The sequence below is a fragment of the Enterococcus sp. AZ104 genome (genome assembly GCF_050546705.1).
Classification (GTDB): Bacteria; Bacillota; Bacilli; order Lactobacillales; family Enterococcaceae; genus Enterococcus; species Enterococcus faecalis.
This window is the reverse complement of the sequence record NZ_CP172952.1, coordinates 512,806-533,016: the sequence shown is the minus strand read 5'-3', so window position 1 is coordinate 533,016 and position 20,211 is coordinate 512,806. Positions and strand designations below refer to the sequence as shown.

Annotated in this window: 15 protein-coding genes; 2 read left to right on the top strand and 13 right to left on the bottom strand. The window is 37.4% G+C overall.

The window, feature by feature from the left end; translation table 11 throughout:
• Positions 1-78: 78 nt before the first annotated feature.
• Both uvrA and uvrB read right to left on the bottom strand, forming a co-directional pair.
• Positions 79-2,898 carry an excinuclease ABC subunit UvrA gene (gene uvrA / locus IGJ37_RS02625; RefSeq protein ID WP_325814975.1) on the bottom strand — a complete coding sequence of 940 codons (2,820 nt, stop codon included), beginning with the start codon at positions 2,896-2,898 and terminating at the stop codon, positions 79-81.
• 117 nt (positions 2,899-3,015) lie between these two features.
• The gene (gene uvrB, locus IGJ37_RS02620; protein ID WP_033601197.1) at positions 3,016-5,013 is read right to left on the bottom strand and encodes an excinuclease ABC subunit UvrB; all 1,998 of its coding nucleotides are present in this window, start codon (positions 5,011-5,013) and stop codon (positions 3,016-3,018) included.
• Between the two features lie 278 nt (positions 5,014-5,291).
• On the opposite strand from uvrB, the gene IGJ37_RS02615 reads away from it, so the two are divergent.
• Both IGJ37_RS02615 and IGJ37_RS02610 read left to right on the top strand, forming a co-directional pair.
• Positions 5,292-7,460 carry an amino acid ABC transporter substrate-binding protein/permease gene (locus IGJ37_RS02615; protein ID WP_325814974.1) on the top strand — a complete coding sequence of 723 codons (2,169 nt, stop codon included), beginning with the start codon at positions 5,292-5,294 and terminating at the stop codon, positions 7,458-7,460.
• A 1-nt stretch (position 7,461) separates the two neighbouring features.
• Positions 7,462-8,199 (top strand): amino acid ABC transporter ATP-binding protein, encoded by a 738-nt coding sequence (locus IGJ37_RS02610; protein WP_002355616.1) that lies wholly within the window; start codon positions 7,462-7,464, stop codon positions 8,197-8,199.
• Positions 8,200-8,246: 47 nt separating this feature from the next.
• Here the strand turns inward: IGJ37_RS02610 and IGJ37_RS02605 are convergent, their stop codons facing one another.
• The 11 genes from IGJ37_RS02605 to IGJ37_RS02555 form a co-directional block, all read right to left on the bottom strand.
• Positions 8,247-8,966 (bottom strand): MgtC/SapB family protein, encoded by a 720-nt coding sequence (locus IGJ37_RS02605; RefSeq protein WP_002361276.1) that lies wholly within the window; start codon positions 8,964-8,966, stop codon positions 8,247-8,249.
• A 35-nt stretch (positions 8,967-9,001) separates the two neighbouring features.
• The gene (locus IGJ37_RS02600) at positions 9,002-10,906 is read right to left on the bottom strand and encodes a heavy metal translocating P-type ATPase (RefSeq protein WP_325814973.1); all 1,905 of its coding nucleotides are present in this window, start codon (positions 10,904-10,906) and stop codon (positions 9,002-9,004) included.
• Between the two features lie 109 nt (positions 10,907-11,015).
• Positions 11,016-12,464, bottom strand: coding sequence for a helix-turn-helix domain-containing protein (locus IGJ37_RS02595; RefSeq protein WP_325814972.1), 1,449 nt, complete (start codon positions 12,462-12,464; stop codon positions 11,016-11,018).
• A gap of 3 nt (positions 12,465-12,467) precedes the next feature.
• Positions 12,468-12,917, bottom strand: a complete 450-nt coding sequence (locus IGJ37_RS02590) for a hypothetical protein (RefSeq protein WP_002381257.1) — start codon at positions 12,915-12,917, stop codon at positions 12,468-12,470.
• 196 nt (positions 12,918-13,113) lie between these two features.
• A complete protein-coding gene (locus IGJ37_RS02585; RefSeq protein WP_325814970.1) occupies positions 13,114-14,208 on the bottom strand; it encodes a DUF916 and DUF3324 domain-containing protein in 1,095 nt (364 codons plus the stop codon).
• Positions 14,209-14,283: 75 nt separating this feature from the next.
• On the bottom strand, positions 14,284-15,024 hold the full coding sequence (locus IGJ37_RS02580; protein WP_002375974.1) for a WxL domain-containing protein: 741 nt from the start codon (positions 15,022-15,024) through the stop codon (positions 14,284-14,286).
• Between the two features lie 22 nt (positions 15,025-15,046).
• Complete coding sequence (locus IGJ37_RS02575) at positions 15,047-17,146, bottom strand: lectin-like domain-containing protein (protein WP_002413653.1); 2,100 nt, start codon at positions 17,144-17,146, stop codon at positions 15,047-15,049.
• Between the two features lie 19 nt (positions 17,147-17,165).
• Positions 17,166-17,945, bottom strand: coding sequence for a WxL domain-containing protein (locus IGJ37_RS02570; protein WP_325814969.1), 780 nt, complete (start codon positions 17,943-17,945; stop codon positions 17,166-17,168).
• Between the two features lie 16 nt (positions 17,946-17,961).
• The gene (locus IGJ37_RS02565; protein WP_325814968.1) at positions 17,962-18,693 is read right to left on the bottom strand and encodes a WxL domain-containing protein; all 732 of its coding nucleotides are present in this window, start codon (positions 18,691-18,693) and stop codon (positions 17,962-17,964) included.
• On the bottom strand, positions 18,693-19,076 hold the full coding sequence (locus IGJ37_RS02560) for an LPXTG cell wall anchor domain-containing protein (protein WP_002364792.1): 384 nt from the start codon (positions 19,074-19,076) through the stop codon (positions 18,693-18,695). The genes IGJ37_RS02565 and IGJ37_RS02560 overlap by 1 nt, the downstream gene beginning before the upstream one ends.
• A gap of 178 nt (positions 19,077-19,254) precedes the next feature.
• On the bottom strand, positions 19,255-20,205 hold the full coding sequence (locus IGJ37_RS02555) for a rhodanese-related sulfurtransferase (RefSeq protein WP_002378042.1): 951 nt from the start codon (positions 20,203-20,205) through the stop codon (positions 19,255-19,257).
• Positions 20,206-20,211 lie beyond the last annotated feature (6 nt).

The window sequence follows — 20,211 nt, the reverse complement described above, 5'->3', positions numbered from 1 at the left end:
TTAAAAATTATTTGTTATTTTATAATAAAAGAACCTTGTTTCCCATAAAAACAAGGTTCTTTATCTAATCATTAATGTTTATTTCAGAACACGTTTTAAATAATATCCTGTGTAACTGTCTTTGACTTTAGCAACTTCTTCTGGTGTTCCTGTCGCCACGATCGTCCCACCACCGTCGCCACCTTCTGGCCCTAGATCAATCACATGATCCGCAGATTTGATGACATCTAAGTTATGTTCAATCACTAAAACGGTATTGCCCGCTTCCACTAAACGCTCTAATACTAGAAGCAATCGCGCAATATCATCGGTATGCAAGCCGGTTGTTGGTTCATCCAGAATATAAAAGTTTTTCCCATTAGAATTTTTATGAAGTTCACTCGCTAGCTTCATCCGCTGTGCTTCTCCACCAGATAAAGTAGTTGCTGGCTGCCCCAATGTCACATAGCCTAAGCCTACATCCACAATTGTTTGCAATTTACGATGAATTTTAGGGATATGTTTGAAAAATTCTACGGCATCTTCCACCGTCATATCTAAAATATCAGAAATGTTTTTGCCTTTATAATGAACTTCTAACGTCTCAGAATTATAACGTTTGCCATGACAAACTTCGCAAGGCACATAGACGTCAGGTAAAAAGTGCATTTCAATTTTGATGATACCATCCCCGCGACAAGCTTCACAACGGCCACCTTTGACGTTAAAACTAAAGCGGCCTTTTTTATAGCCACGAACCTTGGCTTCATTTGTTTGGGCAAACAAATCGCGAATGTCATCAAAAACACTAGTATAAGTCGCTGGATTACTTCTTGGTGTTCGACCAATTGGACTTTGGTCAATGTCAACAATCTTTTCAATGGTTTCATAACCAGTGATGCTTTTGTGTTTCCCAGGTTTATTGGAATTACGATTTAATTTTTGGGCCAGCGCTTTTTTCAAAATTTGATTGACTAAAGTACTTTTCCCTGAACCTGAAACGCCTGTGACAGCAACAAATTCACCTAGCGGAAATTCAACACTGACATTTTTTAAATTATTTTCACTGGCACCAGTGACTTTGATCGCTTTGCCATTACCTTTGCGACGTTCTTTTGGTACAGGAATCACTTTTTCCCCAGAAAGATATTGTCCAGTCAATGAATGCGGATTTTTAGCAACCTCTTCCGGCGTACCAGCGGCTACAATTTCACCGCCCAGATGTCCAGCGCCAGGTCCCACATCAATCAAGTAATCCGAAGCCATCATTGTATCTTCATCATGTTCCACCACAATTAATGTATTGCCTAAGTCCCGCATTTTTTTCAATGAGTCAATCAAGCGGTCGTTATCTCGTTGATGCAAACCAATTGATGGTTCATCTAAAATGTAAAGAACGCCTGATAAGTTTGATCCAATTTGTGTTGCTAAGCGAATTCTTTGTGCTTCTCCGCCAGAAAGTGTGCCGGCAGCTCGACTTAAGGTTAAGTAATCTAACCCGACATTTTTTAAGAAGGTTAACCGATCTTCGACTTCTTTTAAAATTGGCCGAGCAATCGTTGTTTCTTGTTCAGATAAAGACACACCTTCAAAAAATTGGACCGCATTTTTTATTGCTAATTCACTGACTTCACCAATGTGCGTGCCATTGATTTTTACAGCTAAAGCTTGCGGATTCAAACGATACCCTTGACAGCTTCGACAAGTCAATTCTGTCATGTATAACCGCATTTGATCTCGTGTAAAATCGCTATTTGTTTCATGATAACGTCGTTTAATATTTTTTAAAATCCCTTCAAATGGCACTTCCACATCACGAACACCACCAAAGTCATTTTCATAATGAAAATGAAAGTTTTTCTCGCCAGAACCATTTAAAATAATTTCTTGTTGGTCTGCAGGTAATTCTTCAAACGGCGTATCCATATCAATCCCAAAACTGGTGGCTGCTTGTTCCAACATTTGTGGATAATATTGGGAACTAATAGGGTTCCACGGAACAATGGCTCCTTCTCTCAAGGTTTTAGTGGGATCTGGAATCACTAAGTCTTTGTCCACTTCTAATTTAACACCTAAACCATCACAATCGGGACAAGCGCCAAATGGTGCATTAAATGAAAACAAGCGCGGTTCCAATTCACCGACTGTGAACCCACAATAAGGACAAGCATAATGTTCACTAAACAACATCTCTTCTTGACCAATCACATCAACAATTGCGTAACCTTCAGCTAAACGCAAAGCCGCTTCAAACGAATCAAACAACCGAGAGCGAATGCCTTCTTTCACAACGATACGGTCAATCACAATCGCAATATCATGTTTTTTATTTTTTTCAAGTTCTGGTGCCTCACTAACATCATAGGTTTCACCATCCACCCGCATTCTGACATACCCTTCACGTTGGATCATTTCAAACACTTTTTTATGTTGGCCTTTTTTCTTGACCACAACAGGCGCCAAAATTTGAATTTTTGCTCGCTCTGGTAGCTCTAAGACTTTATCAACCATCTGTTCAACAGACTGACTGGTAATTTCAATATGATCGTTAGGACAAATTGGATGACCTACCCGAGCAAATAACAATCGTAAATAATCATTGATTTCCGTGACCGTCCCCACCGTTGAGCGCGGGTTTTTACTTGTCGTCTTTTGATCAATTGAAATAGCTGGACTTAAACCATCGATGCTGTCAACATCTGGTTTATCCATCTGTCCCAAAAATTGTCGCGCATAAGCAGAGAGACTCTCTACATAACGTCGTTGCCCTTCTGCGTAAAGCGTATCAAACGCTAATGAACTTTTGCCAGAACCAGATAGTCCAGTTACAACAACCATTTTGTCACGAGGAATCGTGACATCAATATTTTTTAAGTTATGGGCGCGTGCACCATGAATCACAATTTTATCATTTGCCATATATGTTCTCCTTTTACTAAATCTCTTACGTCAAATCATTTCAAGTCATTCTATAGAGAAAAGATTAGTAAAAGATACGATGGTTCATCGTATCTTTTACTTAATCCGTTGGTTGACTTATTTGGCAGCTTTCAATTCAAGAATGGTATCTCGTAATGTGGCTGCAGTTTCGAAGTCTAACGCTTTGGCCGCATCTTTCATTTCTCTTTCAAGTTTCATTAATAAATCAGCTTTTTCTTGTCTTGATAAATCTTCATATGATTTATCCAATTGAACCACTGTTTCATCTTTATCAGCTGTTTTGGAAATAGAAATCAAATCACGAATTTCTTTAATAATTGTTTTTGGTTCAATGCCATGTTCTTCATTATATGCTTTTTGGATTGCCCGACGTCGTGCCGTTTCATCCATAGCTCGTTGCATCGAATCGGTGATTTTATCTGCATACATAATGACTTTTCCTTCAGCGTTCCGGGCAGCCCGTCCCATCGTTTGCACTAACGAGCGTTCACTACGTAAGAAGCCTTCTTTATCCGCATCTAGAATCGCAATTAAGGAAACTTCTGGCACATCGATTCCTTCACGTAATAAGTTAATACCTATTAGAATATCAAATTCGCCTAATCGTAAATCGCGAATAATCTCCGTTCTTTCCAGTGTTTTTATATCACTATGCAAATATTTAACTTTTAAGCCTAATTCTTTGAAATAGTCGGTTAAATCTTCAGCCATTTTCTTCGTTAAGGTTGTGACAAACACTCGCTGATCTTTTTCGATCCGTTCATGAATTTCGCCCACCAAGTCATCAATTTGACCCATAATTGGGCGGATTTCTACTTCTGGATCTAGTAAACCTGTTGGTCGAATGATTTGTTGAACAACCGTCTCTGTTTGTTCCATTTCATAAGGGCCTGGTGTTGCCGATACATAAACAATTTGGTTTACATGTTGTTCAAATTCTTCTAAACGAAGCGGTCGGTTATCAAGTGCACTTGGTAAACGGAAACCATAGTCCACTAACATTTGTTTCCGTGCTCGGTCGCCATTATACATTCCTCTAATTTGCGGCATTGTTACATGAGACTCATCGATTACAAGTAAGAAGTCATCTGGGAAAAAGTCCAACAGCGTATATGGCGGCTCCCCTTCTTGGCGACCATCCATATGTCGAGAGTAATTCTCAATCCCTGACGTATAGCCCATCTCTCTCATCATCTCAATATCATAGTTGGTTCGCTGTTCCAAACGTTGGGCTTCCAATAATTTGTTTTCACTGCGAAGCACTTTCAAACGTGCTTCTAATTCTTCTTGGATCTGCGAAATGGCGTGTTCCATATGTTCTTCGTTCGTCACGAAGTGTGTTGCCGGAAAAATAGCGACATGCTCTGTTTCGCCGACAATTTCACCAGTTAACGCATCTACTTCACGAATTCGATCAATTTCGTCTCCGAAAAATTCAACACGTAGCGCATGCTCATCCCGTGAAGCTGGGAATATCTCAACCACATCACCGCGGACACGAAAACGCCCCCGTTGAAAATCAATATCATTTCGTTCGAATTGAATATCGACTAAGCTTTTTAGTAACTCATTACGATCCATTTCCATTCCCACACGTAATGAAACAACTTGTTGACTGTATTCCCGCGGATCCCCTAAACCAAAAATACAAGAAACTGATGCTACCACGATGACATCGTTTCGTTCCAATAAAGAACTTGTCGCTGAATGGCGTAGTTTATCAATTTCATCATTAATACTGGAATCTTTTTCAATATATGTATCACTTGAGGGTACATATGCTTCTGGTTGATAATAATCATAGTAACTGACAAAATACTCGACCGCATTATCTGGGAAAAATTCTTTAAATTCCCCGTATAATTGTCCAGCTAGTGTTTTATTATGTGCAATCACTAATGTTGGTTTGTTCACTTCTTGAATCACATTAGAGATTGTAAATGTTTTACCTGTTCCGGTCGCTCCAAGTAAAATTTGAGCTTTTTCTCCACCTTTGACACCGTCAACTAGTTCAGCAATAGCGGCTGGCTGATCTCCGGCAGGCTCATATTTAGAAGCCAAATGAAAGGTATTGGAAGTTTCTCTTTCGATCATTTATAACTCCCCCTCAAAGTGTCTAATTTCTCTTAAATTATCGGCCCATTCTGGCAGAATGTCCACTTATTAGTTTAACATACCGAACATATTTTCGCCACTTTTGCTGTTTCGGACTTCAACTGATCTTAATCTTTTGTTCTTAATTTCTATGTCACATTTTATAACATGCAATGTAAGGAAATTAGAGTTTTTTTCTCTTTTTAGCGTTCAAATACTTGTCAGCTTCCTATTTCTTACTATATAATTGTTCAATATGCAAAACTAGGAGGTATTTTATGAAAAGGAAACACTTTTTACTTTCTTTCTTTGTGATGATGGTAACTCTGCTAACATTCATTAGTGGCACTTCAGCACATGCAGAAGGAAAGAAATATACAATTGGAACGGATTTAACATTCGCCCCTTTTGAATTCCAAGACTCAAAAGGAAAATACATTGGTATTGACGTTGATTTATTAGATGCGATTGCCAAAGATCAAGGTTTTGAAGTGGATTTAAAACCATTAGGCTTCGATAGTGCAGTCCAAGCGATTCAGTCTAAACAAATTGATGGCATGATTGCTGGAATGAGTATTACGGATGAGCGAAAAAAATCCTTTGATTTTTCAGATCCATACTTCGATAGCGGTTTACAATTAGCGGTTAAAAAAGGAAACGACAAAATTAAATCATATGATGATTTAAAAGGCAAAACGGTTGCGGCTAAAGTTGGAACTGAAAGTGCCAATTTCCTTGAAAAAAATAAAGAGAAATATGACTGCACCATCAAAAATTTTGACGATGCAACGGGTCTTTATAAAGCCTTAGAAAACGGTGAAGCGGATGCAATCGTTGATGATTATCCTGTATTGGGCTACGCAGTTAAAAATGGCCAAAAATTACAATTAGTTGGCGATAAAGAAACAGGCAGTTCTTATGGTTTCGCAGTGAAAAAAGGCCAAAACCCTGAATTAATCAAAAAGTTCAACGCTGGTTTGAAAAATCTTAAAGACAATGGTACTTATGATAAAATTTTAAACAACTACTTAGCGACAGGCGATGAAACAAACACACAAGACGCTGGCGAACAGATGAAAAAAATCACTCCTAAAAAAGAGAAATATGTGATTGCTAGCGATTCTACGTTTGCTCCGTTTGAGTTTCAAAATGCCCAAGGCGATTATGTCGGAATTGATGTAGATTTAGTCAAACGCGCAGCTGAATTGCAAGGTTTTACTGTTGAATTTAAATTTATTGGCTTTAGTTCTGCTGTCCAAGCTGTTGAATCTGGTCAAGCAGACGGGATGGTTGCAGGCATGACGATTACGGATGATCGTAAAAAAGCCTTCGACTTCTCTGTTCCTTACTTTGATAGCGGTATTCAAATTGCGGTCAAAAAAGGCAATGACAAAATTAAATCGTATGATGATTTAAAAGGCAAAAAAGTCGGTGTAAAAATTGGTACTGAAAGTGCTGATTTCTTAGAAAAAAATAAAAAGAAATATGATTACTCAATTAAGTATTTAGACACAACTGATGCATTATACAGTGCATTAGAAATTGGCGAAGTTGATGCCATGATGGATGATTATCCTGTCATTGGCTATGGGGTTGCGCAAAATCAACCACTAGCGACGCCAATTCCTCGTGAAAAAGGTGGTTCTTACGGTTTCGCTGTCAAAAAAGGGCAAAATCCTGAACTACTTGAAATGTTTAACGAAGGCTTAAAAGAAATGAAACGTACAGGTGAATACGATAAAATTATCGGCACTTACGTGAAAGATGGCAACGAAGCCAAAGAAGAAACAGCTGACGAATCTACATTTGTTGGCTTTATGCAAAACAACTGGAAACAATTGTTACACGGTTTATGGATGACGATTCTATTAACGTTGATTTCCTTCGTACTTGCTTTAATTGTCGGCGTTATTTTTGGGCTATTCAGCGTTTCACCAATCAAAGCATTACGTGTACTTTCAACCATTTATGTTGATTTAATTCGCGGAATTCCTTTAATGGTCTTAGCGTTCTTCATCTATTTCGGATTACCTGGTGTGCTTGGCTTTAATATCCCGGTCTTCATTGCTGGGATTATCACATTAACTTTAAATGCCAGTGCCTATATTTCTGAAATTGTGCGCGGCGGAATCAAAGCTGTTCCAGTTGGCCAAATGGAAGCTTCAAGAAGTTTAGGTCTTTCCTATAATCGGACAATGCAAAAAATTATTTTACCACAAGCGATTCGCATTATGATTCCTTCATTCATTAACCAATTTGTTATTTCATTGAAAGATACAACTATCCTTTCAGCAATTGGCTTAATCGAACTACTACAAACAGGAAAAATTATTGTTGCTCGGACATTACAAAGTACAATGGTTTACTTCGTTATTGCGTTAATCTACTTAATTTTAATTACTAGTTTAACTAAATTAGCGAAAAACCTTGAAAAGAAGGTGAACTAATATGACTGAAAAAATCTTAGTTGAACATTTAGTAAAAAAATATGGTGACAACACGGTCTTAAACGACATTAATGTTTCTATTAACGAAGGCGACGTAGTCTGCGTCATCGGTCCTTCTGGTTCTGGTAAAAGTACTTTTTTACGTTGCTTGAATCAATTAGAAGAAGCTTCTAGCGGAGACATTATTATTGATGGTGCGAACTTGACAGATAAAAATACGGACATCAACCAAGTCCGTCAACATATCGGCATGGTTTTCCAACATTTCAATTTGTTCCCACATTTATCTATTTTAGAAAATATTGTTTTAGCACCAACCGATTTAGGCCGCTTATCAAAAGACGAAGCGGAGAAAAAAGCGTTAGAACTTTTAGAACGTGTTGGGTTGGCAGATAAAAAAGATGCCTATCCAGATTCTTTATCTGGTGGTCAAAAACAACGTGTCGCAATTGCACGTGCGTTAGCGATGAATCCTGATATTATGCTTTTCGATGAGCCAACATCAGCCCTTGATCCAGAAATGGTTGGCGATGTTCTTGGTGTAATGAAAGATTTAGCAAAACAAGGAATGACAATGGTCATCGTTACTCACGAAATGGGCTTTGCAAAAGAAGTGGCTAATCGAGTAATGTTCATTGATGGCGGTAACTTCCTAGAAGATGGTTCGCCAGAGCAAGTCTTTGAAAATCCTCAAAACCCTCGAACAAAAGATTTCTTAGATAAAGTATTAAATATTTAAACAAAAGCACTTGGCGCGCGCTAGCGCCCAAGTGCTTTATTTTATGATTAAATTGTTTCCGTGACAGAGACAGATTGAACGTGCCCTTTTTCTTTTAAGAGATGGTGCAAGTTGGAATGCCAGAAATCTTCTTTGCCTACATAAGAAATCTTTGCTGTCACTGCCTCTTGTTCGGATTCCAAAGTCAATTCTACTAAGCGCTCCCCTTTTTCTAAAGAAGCTTGAAGTTGTTCATGCAGTCGGCTTTCTTTAATCATGGGTTCCTTCATTTTTACGATAAGCTGCAATCGTTTTAAAGGAGTTTTTCGTTTAAAATGGGCCAGAGCTAATACTAGCAAAGTTGCCACGAGATTGATAAATGCAATGGTTAAAAAGCCCATCCCAATGACTAAACCAATAATAGTAACATTCCACATCATTACTGCTGTCGTTAACCCAGAAACTTTCCTTTCTCTAAAAACGATAATCCCCGCACCGAGAAAGCCTACACCACTAATCACTTGGGCGCCATATCGTGTAATATCCATAGAAATAATGGATGCCAAGGCGCTATTTTGTTTCACCACATCGACTAAAATATCCACCGATTGAATCTGTAAAATGGAAATCGTACAGGAGGCCAAACATAAAATGGCATTACTACTGATACCGAAGCCTTTTCTTTTAATACTTCTTTCTAACCCAATCAATGCTCCAAAAACCACGGCTAGAGCCATCCGAATGACAACGTCGGTGAGAGAAAGTTCAATCATTTTTAAAGAATTCATCGCTTTCTCTCCTTTCTTGCAAGTGACTATTTGACTTATTTTGTATTAACTAATAAACGCAAGCCATTAAAAATGACCACTAAGGTACTTCCTTCATGAATAAGTACGCTAAATGCGATATTCGCAATACCTAAAAAGTTCAAGATAATTAACGTTGCTACCACTAACATTGAAAAAATAATATTTTGCTGCACAATTTTATTCAAGCGTTTTGAGACACGATGAGCATAGCCTAATTTAGAAAGATCATTTTTCATCACTACCACGTCTGCAACATCGATAGCAATGTCTGTACCATCACCCATCGCCACTCCGATATCAGCATTCACTAAAGCGGGCGCATCGTTAATGCCATCACCAACCATCCCAGTCATTCCTACTTCGTGTTTTAATTGATCAACAATCGCTGATTTTTCCTCAGGCAAAACATTAGCAAAAACTTGGTCCACGCCTACTAAGCGACCAACTGCTTCACCCGTAAGTTTTGCATCTCCTGTAATCATTGTTGTTTCAATATTTTGTGACTTGAAATAGTGAATGGCGTTCATTGCTTCTTCATTAGGAACATCCATCAATGCCACCAAACCAATCACTTGTTCATTTTCGGCAAAGTACACTACCGTTTTGCCTTCACTTGCTAATTTCGTTGTTTGTTTCTCAATGATTGTTGGCACTTGTTCGAAACTAGATGGTTTACCAATTCTAAAAGTTGTGTCTGCAATGGTCGTTACTAAACCCACCCCGACAATATTTTCTACTTCTAAATTTAAAGCCGTTGTTTCTGCTTCAAAGCGATTAACAATCGCCGTCGCCAATGGATGATTGGATTTTTTCTCCATATTTGTTAAAACAGCTACTAATTCGTCTTGGCGATCTTCTAAGCCATCAACAAAAAGATAATCTGTGACCTCAGGTTTGCCTTTTGTTAGCGTGCCTGTTTTATCAAAAGCGAGTGCTTTCACTTCAGCTAAATTTGATAAGAATGAGCCACCTTTAAACAAAACGCCTTGTTTTGCTAAATTGGAAATTCCTGATAAAGTTGCCGGAACGGCACTCGCTGCTAAAGCACAAGGGGAGGCAGCAATTAAGAAGACCAAGCCTCTGTAAAAACTTTCAGCCCAAGTCAATTGGAAAAGCAATGCGCCACCTAAAACAATTAGTGGAAAAACTGCTAAAACTAGTGTGACATATTTCGGTTCAAATCGTTTAATTTTGCTTGCAATTTCTGATTGATTTTCTTGTGATTGGTTCACGAGCTGTACGATTTTTGCAAAAACTGTTTCTGAACTATCTTTCGTTACTTCAACAACAATTGTGCCTGAACCGTTCATGGTACTACCAAAAACTGGGTCACCACTATTTTTTTCTTTGGGAATACTTTCCCCATTAATAGATGATTCATCCACAGCGGTACTTCCTTCAATCACGACGCCATCTGTCGGGATTTGCGCACCATTGAGGACTTGCACGCGGTCACCAATCTTCAATTGTTCAACTGACACAGTTTGAATTGAGCCGTCATCTGTTATCAAGCGAGCTTCTGTTGGATTTAAATTTAATAGTTTTGTAATTTCACGTTGGCTTTTGCCTTGAGCATAATCTTCAAGGAAATGCGCCGCCGCAAAAATCAAAATCAACAATGCTGATTCTTCAAAACTTCCCATTAATGCTGAACCAACTGCAGCTAAGGTCATTAACAAATGAATATTAGGCGAAAACTTTCGATTGTTTTTCGTATCCCGATACGTATCTCCAAAGCCTTCCCCAATAATATGATAACCAGCTAAAATAGCAGCTAACGAGAAAAGAATATTTTTCACTAAGAGCATGTTCCCTAAAAATAAACCGATAAAGAAAAGAGCCAATCCTGTAAAAAAGAGAATAACTGGAACGTTTTTACCTTTTTCTTCATGTGCGTGTGCACCTGTTTGTTTTGACATTGTTATGCGCCTCCTCATTAATGTTTTTCTATTCATATGAATGTATATTCATATTATAAAGCACTTGGGTGGTTTTGTAAAGACTTAAACACAAAGACAAGCGATGATTCTATTCGATAGGATCACCGCTTGTCTTTGTCGATTCTTTTTGTTGTTGATATTTTTCTTCTTGAATAGTCAATAATGATTGCGTTAAATTGATCCAATCAATCGAACGAGGTGGATCCAGCCAAACCATAACTTTACTCTGTTCTTCTTGATACAAGTTATTTAAATTGGTAATCACCACATCTGGTAAGGTATCTGATAACGGGTCAATAATTTCTACATTTAAATTCACATAGACGGATAAATTTTTTTTGATGAATTGGTTATACTCTTTTCCATAAGAAAAATCAATTAGGACCTTGGCTGGCTCTGCAATTAAATGAACTGGAACATGATTAATTAGCAACAATAGATAGTTAAAAAACAAACAGTGATTGGCTTTCGCAATTTTTTTATGTTTTGCTGTTAACCAACGAATATATTCAATTAAATAAAAATAAAATTCCGGATATGTTTGCTTAAAAAACTGTAAATCCATTTCAAAATCGTCAAACATATTAATCGGAAAGTAAATAACATTGAAATGAATAATTGCTAACCCTTCTTCTAGAGTATTCCTTGTTGACTCCTCTAAACAATTAAATGCTTTTTCAAAACTTCCAATGAAAACACGAGTTAGGCTTTCAATCGTAGGATCTTCGTGAATGACATATTTTTTCTCTAGTTTGCCATGCAAATACAAGAAAAAAACAATCGTATACGTTAATGATTTTGAGGCCAATGCCCATGCCACTTGCGATTTTTTTATTAGTTCCTCTGAAAATGTATTCAGTGCACGCGTATCGATCCCTTCCACCGCACGTCCTTCGTTGTTAATCATAATAGCTAAATAATGGAAAAAATTGCGTCGCTCATAGGTGGTGAAAGTATAGTTTAACTCAACAGACTGTAATACACGTTTCGCTTCATTATAGACTTTTACCGAATATAATTCGGAAATTGGTTGATTGGAAAGCGTGAACAATTTATACAAAAAAAATGAAATTGCTTTTTGATTGCCGACAATTTCCCGCTTACTAAAATAGATCTGATACTCCTTTAAGGCTTTTTTTAGCCGCTGTAAGGTACTATACGCCACAGAGGTGCTGACATGATTACATTCAGCAAACTTTGTCAAACTATAATTTCCTCTAAAGTAAGACAACACTAATTTAAAAGAGAGCGATTCTGTTAAGTATTTCGTGAGCAAAAGTTTACTTGAATAGTTTCCATCAATTTCAAGTGTAACATCTACATCAGAAACGACTAAAGTTAAGCTGTCGCTTAACTTTAGATTGTCAATATCTGCTTTTAATTTTTCTAATGTTTTTTTGACTAAAAAATTCGACATTGATAATTCTTCGCGAAGTGCAATAAAAGTACCTGATAGCGTGGGACTTTCTTCTAAATGCCTTAGCAAGGAATAACTTCGTTGATCTTCTTTATTTAAAAAAATTTCATAATTCATCATTTATCAGTTCTTTCTCCCATAAATAGCCGTTCCTACTAATTCCCGTATGAAATTCAAGTAAAAAGTGTTTTGCCCCTCCGTTCCAGCACCGCCTGTGCTATTTGGTACAATGGTGATATGGCTAGCATCAAATAATTCATCCGTGAAAAATACTTGATGCTGACTTTTCTTGGAAGAAGGCCTTTCTTCATTTGTTTTTGGATTATTGGTTGTCACTTCTTTTTTACTAACGTCTTCGCTACTTTCTTCCGCTTGCGTTTCGCTAGTAATAGTACTTTCATTTGTTTCTTCCATTTTTTCTGGTGTGCCAGTATTCTCAATCGGATAAATTTCTTCTGTTGGATTGGTCGGATTATAAATTGGATTCCGTTCTTCTGCTGCTTGCACATTGGTTACTTGAAAAAACGAGAGTAACAATGTACTCCATAATAGTAAATGTTTGTATTTATCCATTTTTCTCACATATATTGCCAAATACTTTAGCTACATAACAAAAAATATAACTAGTAAAGTGGTATCAGACGATATTTAACAATACTCCTTCTTATTATTTCTTTTTTTGAGTTAGGTTTGTTGAATAAACTGCATGTTTGATAAGTAAAAACAAACAAAAACGTTGCCGATGATCAAATCAAAAATTAACTACTCTTTATATTTCTCTTTCGTTTTGTTCCTGTTTCTTTTTTCGCCAAATCAACCAGGCAATGATTAAAATCACTATCAATAATAGTAGTAAGCCAATCAGCAAATATAAATTCGAATGATTTTCTTTTAAGGTGACATCTTTTTCATTTAATTCTTTGGCAACTTCACCATTAATTGTAAAGTCTTTTTCAAATTGCCATTGATTTCTAAAAGATATCGATTCATTGTTTATTGATTTTTTAAATGAGCCTGCAGCATCTTTATTCCCAACAACGGTCATAGACAAATGATAATCTCCTGGCTTAAGTGGTTGCCCTTTTAGCGCAATAGGAACAGAAAAATTGGTATTTGGTGCAATTTGCATGTTTGCTTTTTCTTCTTTATATAAAACTTCTTCATGTCCCTTTTTGGTAATCTCTGCCGAAAAGGCAACTTGGTTAATATATGTTTTTTGATCATTTTGTAGATTGACTAAAATCACATTTCTAGCATTAATCTGTCCTGGTGAGACTTTTTTCAAAAGTAAATTCGGCTCAACCTTTTTTTTGTTTTGTTGCATCAATAATGCAACGACATACGAATATTCATTTTTAATGGATAACCCCTGACTCTTATCGTCTTGACGTTTGCCTTCATCCGACGTTTCTTCTTTAAAAGTGATACCACTAGCTAACACTCCATCAAAGGGTGTATTAGGCATTTTGACGTTAATAGAAACCGTTTGTTCACTTTTCGGTTTTAAACGAACTGAGCTAGGGTATTGAACGTAGTCTTTTATATCAAACGCTAAACTTTGATCTTTTTTCCCCTTATTTTCACCATACTCCACGATTACATTTGAATTGGTAATGGCACTATTGATGGAAATACCTACCTTTACTTCTTTATCTGTATCATTGCGCAAGTTCACTTTCAACTCAGTTTCTTCATTTGGTGCTAGTAATAAATCAAAGTAAGTTTTTTCTTTATCTACTTGTTTTTCTGATGGAATAGGCGTAACCGCAAAATTAAATTCACTGGCAAAACCATTGCTAGGTACTAACGCTAAAAGAATTAGTAGTATCAGAAAAAAAAGAAATCGTTGTTTTTTTCTGTTCAAATTATTTACTCCTTTTCTATATGTAGTGAATAGCAGGTAACTATGTTCCCCGCTATTCTTCTTTTTAAAACTCGTTTAATTTCCTGGAGCGTCTGTCAACGTCCATGTTAATTTTGTGGCGTATTTTTCAGCGTATTTGGTTGTAGAACCTGGAACAGTTAACTCAATACTTTTAGCAGCTGTAGTTGCATCGGTTCCCCAATCAAATAAATAAGTTCCTGCACCGTTTCCTTTCGCTGCACTCATTACATCTGATTGACTACCATCTGAATTTAGCGTGATTGTGGCTGGGCCTGTTGGTTTGCCTGAATCTGAAGCAGTCACTACATTTCCGTTTTTAAACGTGATAGCTGCCCCAGTCAATTCTTTACCAGAAGTTGATTTAAATTGTCCTTCTTGTTTCACTTTTAATGACCAGCCAGCTTCGGTTCCACGGTTATCTGTTACTTGGACATAGTTAGGACCTTCTTTGACTTCATCGGTTGCGCCTACCGTCTTGTATTTTTGGGTAGCAGCAAAATAAGTCTGATCCTTCGACGTGATTTTTTGAACACCGAAGTCTAGACTTGACGCATAATCAATTGACAACGGACCGTTTGTTCCTGGATTAGGACCTTCAGGATCTGTTGGGTCAATAGGATCAACTGGATTAGTTGGATCCGTTGGGTCAACCGGATTAGTTGGATCTTCACTTGGTGTAAATTCTACGATACCATTAGATGTATAACTACCGCCATCTTCTGCAAAGGCTTGAGAAGTCATGCCTAAGCTCCCTAAAATAAATGTGGATAAACATACTGTTGTTACTTTTTTCATTTTCTTTTCTCCATTCTTTTCTTTAATTTCCTGGTACGTCTTCTAACGCCCAAGATAAACGAGCTTTAAATGTTCCAACTCTTTGATAAGCTACAGGAACATTGATTTGAATTCCTTGTTGTTTTGATTCATCAAGTAATGCTGTTAAATCTGTTTCACCTTTCTGATTACTTTCTAAAAGCGTAATTGCCTCATTTGTAATCTGAGAGCTTCCAGCAGTTGAAACGAAAGAAAAAACATCTGGCATTACAATTGAATCATTTGTTAACGGTTGCGTTTGCTTTAGTTGCAAGCGCCAATTATTTGCGTTACGTTCATCCACGACTTTGAGTCCTTCGGTGGGATGCCCAAGTTTAATTAGTGGTTGATTACGTATCTTTTCCGTACCAAAAGTAATCTGTTTTGGTGTCTCTTTAAAATATAGTTCCCCTAAACGATAGTAAAAATAAATATCTTTTGTTTCCTCTGTCATTGTTCCTTCCGCATTGCCTGAGTCTTTTGTAAAAACATAGCCAGAAATATCTAGGGGTTTTTCTTGATAGGGTGCACCAATTTTCCCTGTTACACTTTTAGGTGGAGCAATATCTTTACCTTCCGCGTCTTTATAAAAAACGGTTACTGTTTTTTCTGTTGGTTTAGGAATAGTAATCGTTACATTATTTGACTTTTGCAGTAAGGTTCCTTCTTCATAATAGTCAAAGTTCATAGTTAAAACTTTTTCGGGCGTATTATCTTGAAGGGTTGTTTTTAATTCAATAATCATGTCCTTCTTTAAAACTAGGTAGTCATTTAAAGCAATTGTTAAGTGATTCCCTGTTTGTGTCAGATCTTTGGCTGCTACCTTTTTACCATCAATCGTTAATGAATTTTCTTCATATGCTAATTCATCAGGTAAGTCAATGCTTACTTGCGGTTGACGATCTTCGATAAAGTCATTGTCAATATTCAACGTATTCCGTAGCCTCACCTGATCATTTTTCACTGCTTCAACAGCTGAGCTAAACTCCTGACCATTCACGCTAAGGGCTGCTTGTGACGTAACGTTGGTAGGAATTTGTGTCATTGCTAAAGCATTCTCTTGGTATTTGCCACCTGTGGATGATGTAAAGCCCCAATAAACCGTTGTTGCGCCAAATTGTGTATTTAAATCTGAAACTACATACGTATTCGTGCCCACACCTTCTAAATCATATGTTAATGCTTTGGTTGCGGCATTCCAATGAACAGTCAACATGCGCCAGGTTCCATTAGATAGATAGGTTGGCGCAACGGTGACGCCTGAATGCTCCCCTGTATAGCTGTTGTTATTAGCTTTCGGAGTGACAAAAGCTAAATGCCCATTTCCCTTATCTTGTGAAATTTCTCGGTCCATTCGGTTGGAACTACCAGTATTTTTATAGGTATCAAACTCAATCGATAAGGCATTTCTAACATAAGGTTGACCCGCTTTCGTGGAGTATGCACCGATTCCCATCCCAGGTGAACCAATGACTTCTTGAGGTGTTGTGGACATTCTAGGATCATTCGTTAAGGTAAAGGTCATACCATCACCAGCATTTGCATACTCGTTTCCTAAATACAAATAACTTTTAAAGGTAAAATCCGACAATAAACTGATTGGTTTTTTTGACCAAATAGCTCCTTTTTGTGATTTAACAGCTGGGTTTAGTTGTAATAACTTCCCACCTTCTAAAATACTTGTTGCATTTCCAATTGGCTCTTGAAATACCTTGTCGATTGGAATGATATTAGGATCATCTGGCAATGAAGTAGCGTATGGCGCAGCCAACATGCGCGGCTGTGGTTCAACTATCGCCGATTCCGTTGCACTGTTATCGTCATCCTTTTGTTGTTTGCTAGGTTCTAAAGTAGCCGTTGATTGGTCTGTTTCTGCTGGATGATTATCGGTTGTTGTTGTCGTTTCTAGGGAAGATTCTTGCTCTAATGTTTCCGAGTGAGAAGGAGCGCTAGTTGCCTGATCATTGGCCGATTCCTCCACTATTTCCCGATTGACTTCGTTGATATTTGTCGAAGGATTACTAATCGCTTCGCTAGTAATAGGCGCAAGGAGTAGTAAGAATAAACTACTTGCCAAAAAGACTAGGCTTTGTTTGTTTCGCATCTCTCTTCACCTCTACTTTTTAAATTCCTGGTACATCCGTCAACGTCCACAATAATTTTGTTTGATATTTCACGGCATCTTTAGGGGTTGACCCTGGTACTGATAGCGCAACATCTTTTGTAACATTAACATTGTGTACCGTATTGGTTTCATCGCGTTCTGCAACCACTTCTACTTTGCCCCAATAAGTAGCCCAAGTTCCTGCACCGGTTCCTTGCTTCGCAGCTGCCACTAGCGATGCGGTCCCTGGAACAAGGGCAATCTTATTTGTTGCCTCTGGTTTCACAACATTTTGCGCATTACTATTAACAGTCGGGTTAGCTAAAGAAATTTGCGCACCTGTCAACTGACTATTTAAAGTCGCCTTTGTTGCTTTAAATTGCTCCTTTTGCGTAACCGTTAAAGACCAACCACTATTGGTTCCTCTATTATCAGAAATTTGCACAAAATTTGGTGTTTCTTTTTGATTTTCTTGATATTGCTGTGCTCTTGCAAAATATACTTGGTCTTTATTCGAAATACGATTTTTCCCAAAGTCAAAACTTGAAGCATAATCAATAGACAGTGGCCCTTGAGTACTTGGATTAGGACCTTCTGGGTCTGTCGGATCAATTGGTTTGACTGGCTTTTCTGGATCGGGATTTTCTGGATCAACCGGGTCTGTCGGATCTACGTTCGGAATAAATTCTACTAAACCATTCGAACGATACTCTTTTGGCTCTTCTGCCTTCGCTTGTAAGGACCCACCAGCAACTGCAAATGTACTGCATAGAACGATTCCTGTGAATTGTTTTTTCATTGCTTTTCTCCTTTATTTAATTATTAGCGGGAGTATCTTCTAATGCCCAAACTAACTTCGTTGAATATTGTTGTGCAAGCTTTACAGATTTTCCGGGAACGAATAGTTGGACAGCTTCTTTATTTGTTGCTTCATTTAAACCAAAGCGATAAACCCAAGTCCCAACACCTGTTTCTTTTTTAGCGTTCATCGCTAGATTATTATTTACACCAGGTGTTAAGGAAATAGTACTACTGACTTCAGTAGGTTTATATTTTTCATCCACCATTGAGGCAGCTTCTGCCTTTGTAAACGTTAATTGAGCGCCGACTAGTTCCTCTCCAGTAGCTGTTTTAAATTGTTCAGGTTGGGAAAGCGTTAGTTTCCATCCTGCTAACGTTCCTCTTTTATCAGTTACTTGTACATAGGTTGGTTTTTTTGAACCATCTTTCATTTCATCTGGCGCAGCATAATACGTTTGATCTGCCGTAGAAATCTTTTGTGTGCCAAATTTAAATTTTGACCCATAATCAATTGATAAAGCACCACCCGTTCCTGGCCCTGGAGGATCAATTGGGTCTACTGGATCAGTAGGATCGGGATTTTCTGGATCAACTGGCGGTGTGATTTCGTTATCGCCTGCTTCAAAAGTAATTGTGCCTTCCGTATTGTATTCTTTCGGAAAAGTTTCTGCTGCTGATGCGTTTATTGCTTGAAACCCTACGCCTAAAAGTATGGTTGCCGATGTAAGTAAAACAGTTTTTTTCATTAAATAAGCTCCTTCTCTCGTTTCATTTTATTAATTAAATAAATGACTACCCCCAACAAACTAACTCCTATCAAGGAATACAGTGGATTTTCAGACTCGCCTGTTTTAGGTAAAACTGCTTGTCCAGAAGCAGTTAAATTGTTTCTTCCCTGTTCTTCTGATTGTTGGGTATACGCTATGTCATTTGACTCTTTTTCATTCTCATAAACGTAGGTACCATAGAAGCTCGCTTGACCATTTGATTCATAATTATTTTCTTCAGCCATAACGCTTTTTGTTTGCAACCCAATGATCAACAGCCCTAAACATACCAAACTAAACCTTTTTATGATTTTCATCTGAATTCCTCCTTCCCCATTTTCAACATTGACTGGCCCAGCCAATAAACATTATATAAAAGAAATATTTATTAGATTTTTTTATTTTTTTCAGACGCTTTTAAAAAATAAAATGGTTTTAGCTAAGAAAGCTTTAAAATCAACACTTTTAAAGACAAAAAAATAAACAAAAAAACTTCAAAAAATAATTTTCGAAGTTTTTTTGTTTATTTTTTTATTATTTTTATACTTCAACCGCTTCTAACAAAGCTAAACGTTCAGCAACTTCTGCTTCTGTTAAATTATATTTTTTTACATAACGGTTGGCAGGATGCTGGCTACATTCTAATGAGCAGCCACCTAAATGTTTATGTTCATTTTCTTCTGAAGTTAAGATTTGACGATTACATTCTGGGTTTGCACAGTTAATATAGCGTTCGCAAGGTGTTCCATCAAACCAGTCTTTCCCAATAACTTTTTTATCAACGTGATTAATTTCGACACTGATTCGGTCATCAAAGACATACATTTTGCCGTCCCAAAGTTCGCCACGTGTTTCTGGATTTTTTCCATAGTTGGCGATACCACCATGCAATTGAGCAACATCTTCAAATCCTTCTTTTAATAACCAGCCAGAAAATTTTTCACAGCGAATCCCGCCAGTACAATAGGTAACAATTTTTTTATCCATAAATTGTTCTTTGTTCTCGCGAATCCATTGTGGTAACTCACGGAAGCTACGGATATCTGGGCGCACGGCACCACGGAAATGACCTAAATCATATTCATAATCGTTACGAGCATCGATTACAACAGTGTCTTCGTCTAATAAGGCATCTTTAAATTCTGCAGGTTCCAAATATTTCCCCGTCGTTTCTAATGGATCAACGTCTTCTTCTAAGTTCAACGCCACTAATTCAGAACGTGGGCGAACAAACATTTTGCGGAACGCCATTTCTTCTGCTGGATCAATTTTAAAGAATGTATCCTTAAAGCGCTCATCTGCTTGCATTGCTTCCATGTACTTTTCTGTTTCTTCGACAGTACCAGATAACGTTCCGTTAATCCCTTCTGTCGCTACTAAAATACGGCCTTTTAAATTTAATGATTTGCAAAAAGCTAGATGCTCTTTCGCAAAAGCTTCTGGATCTTCAATTGTTGTATATTTGTAATAAAGTAATACTTGGTATTTCATCTTGTT